Origin of the sequence: Muribacter muris (assembly GCF_001038205.1) — a bacterium.
Classification (GTDB): domain Bacteria; phylum Pseudomonadota; class Gammaproteobacteria; order Enterobacterales; family Pasteurellaceae; genus Muribacter; species Muribacter muris.
The window spans coordinates 1-2,513 of record NZ_JWIZ01000053.1 but is presented as its reverse complement, the minus strand read 5'-3'; the positions used below and the strand labels follow the sequence as shown (position 1 = coordinate 2,513).

At 49.5% G+C, this 2,513-nt stretch carries 3 protein-coding genes; all 3 read right to left on the bottom strand.

Annotated features, from left to right (window positions below; genetic code table 11):
* The coding region (locus RO21_RS08235) for a hypothetical protein (RefSeq protein ID WP_047977316.1) at positions 1-332 on the bottom strand (332 nt) is incomplete at its 3' end.
* Positions 317-934: a hypothetical protein gene (locus RO21_RS13245; protein ID WP_193789295.1), complete on the bottom strand. Its 618-nt coding sequence runs from the start codon at positions 932-934 to the stop codon at positions 317-319. The genes RO21_RS08235 and RO21_RS13245, both read right to left, overlap by 16 nt.
* Positions 935-945: 11 nt before the next feature.
* Positions 946-2,513: tail fiber protein (locus RO21_RS12570; RefSeq protein WP_206539772.1), on the bottom strand; the 1,568-nt coding region annotated here is incomplete at its 5' end.

Here is a 2,513-nt window from a genome sequence, read left to right as displayed (position 1 = left end):
CCTAATACCACCCCGATTGCCCCCCATAGGTCGTATTGTTTCCCTTTGGTTCGTTCAAAATAGGCGGTGATTTGGCTTTCATCTACACCGTCTAGCGCGATTAACTCCCACGTCAAGCGGTCGGTTACATTGATTTTTTTGCAACGCACGCCGTTATCCCGTGGGCTTGCCGAGTAGCAGTCGTAGCTGATGATGGGATAGTGCTCGCCGCTTCGGAATTGCCGGCGTTCAATCGCGATTTCACAATGGCTGTATTTGCCTTTGGTGAACAGGCGAACGAGTCTATCGACCCAGTCGCCCTTGCCTTTGTAGAGGGCTAGATAGATTGCCATTGTTCAACCTCCTCATCAATTTTGGCGAGTTCGTCTAAGCTTGTGGCTTGCTCAATACGCACTTCAAAACCCTGTTTAATCGCAAAGGTCTTGCCCATAATAATCGCAAACAAGTCCGCTTTTTCGATAACTTTTTCTTTTAGTTGCTCGATGCTTGCTAGGTCGTTTCTGCCTTCAAATAATTCAGTGAGCAACATCAACGGTAGCTCGCCCCGTGCTTCCCGTTCTTGACGGTAAAAACTGTCGATTTCTGCTTGGGAATAGCCTTGCAAATATTGCGCTTTCAAGCGGTCGGTTTGGTCGGCAATGCGGATAAGCAACCGGTTTTTATACTGTGCTAATGTCGGGGGCTGTGCCTCAATATCCTGCGCTGTCGAGGACTCCGGTAGGTATTGAGGTTGCTCAATATAATGCCAAGCATCATCACGCCATTGGGCAAGGAAGCCGATTTTTTCTTCGGGTGGTGCGACATCAACGGTATTTGCCGGCATTAAATAGACGCCCTCATCGGCTTCCAAAGGGGATAAATCCGCTTGTGTTTCGCCGATAAAAAAGCCGTGTTCGTCCAGTTGGCAGATCGCTTTTTGTTGCGGGTAGGTCATTTTTCTTCTCCTTAGTATTTAATACAGGCTAATAAGGCAATATTGCGAGGGCGGTTTTCATTTGCGGTCGGCACGGCGCGCGAGGCATCAAATGTCATTAACGACAGATTTTGCTCACCGGCTCTTTTCAAATTCACCGGTAGCCATTTTTCTGTGCTGGGTTGCTGACGAAAGACACTATTACCCCCAATCAAAACCGGTGATTGACTGTCATCACCAGCCGGTCTGACGGAAAAATTCCCCGTTATATTGCGAATCGCATCACCTTGGAATGACCCAAAGGCACGTCCGTTATCCACATTTCGACCGTCTCTAAACCCTCGGATAAACTCCCCCCGCAAGTCCGGCAAGTTAAACGTAGTTCTGCCGTCTCCTTCACCAAAGGTCGTGCCAATCGCTGCAAAAAGTGCTGCATAAGTGGTACGGGACACCGCTGCTCCGTTGGCTTTTAACCAACCTTCCGGCGCACTTGCACGGGCAAAATAGGCAACCAACCCCGCAGGTTCAACGGCATTAAGCCTTTTACCGCTGCCGGTGCGAATATCGCCCGGTGCATAAAAATCTCCGCTATGCTCGAATAACCAGGCTTTGCTGTTTCTGCCGTTATCTTCAATTAAGTGAATAGCACCTTGTCCCCAACCGTCTTGCTCCCTTGCTCTTGTAACATAGCCAAACGAGAATGCCGCCCCGAAACTGCCGGCGCTTCGGACTTTACCTTTGACAATCGGGTGATAAGTATCTCGGTCTCGTGAGCCGGTCTCTTCCACAAAAATCGGCGCACCGCTGGTATATTGACCAGCATAGCTTCCGTGTCCTTTGTGAACGGTGCTGATTGCCTCCCCCTTAAGGGCTATCTCACCACTGCGTTCGGGGGCGGTAATCACATAATGATTTTCCCCGTTTTGGGTGTTTCGCCGGATAAGCGCAAATCGATTATCGTGGCTTTCTATCAACATTCGGTCATTGCGTGTCGGGCGGTCAATCATTATGCCGCCGTAGTTATTCGCTGTGGCTTTAAGGTAACTGTCGCCCCAATGATTAACTTTGTTCTCACCAACGTAAATATCTTTATTCGCATAGACCCTGTCAGAGAGTAGGGTGATACGCGTATTATGCATATAGCTGTGCAGCACAATGTCATTGCTTGTGCTGTTTGCCGTGCCGATAACCCAGTTTTTTGCGCCATTTCGTTTACCCCGCACGAAGCTCTCTGCCGCATCAATCTCTAATGCGCCGGTGAGCGTCCCACCCGTCAGTTTAAGGCAATTCACTCCATCAACCCGTCGCCATTCATTCCAGCCATCTTCACCACGTCCCCGGACATAAACTTGGTTACTTTGGGATGTCGTATAGGTTTGTTGCACCTCATAGGCGGACGGCTCAACACGCAGTGTACCGGCTTGATTAACAGGATAATTGTTAGCGGTGGTGGCATGACGATTAAGGGCTTGACGATAAAGCCCCACTTGCATCACATCGTTTAAATTCTCCTGCGCAAGCGCACCGACCTTGAGAATACTGTCGGTCAGCACTTCAAACGGCTCTGCCCACTCATTCATATTTTTGGCTTGCTGAACCA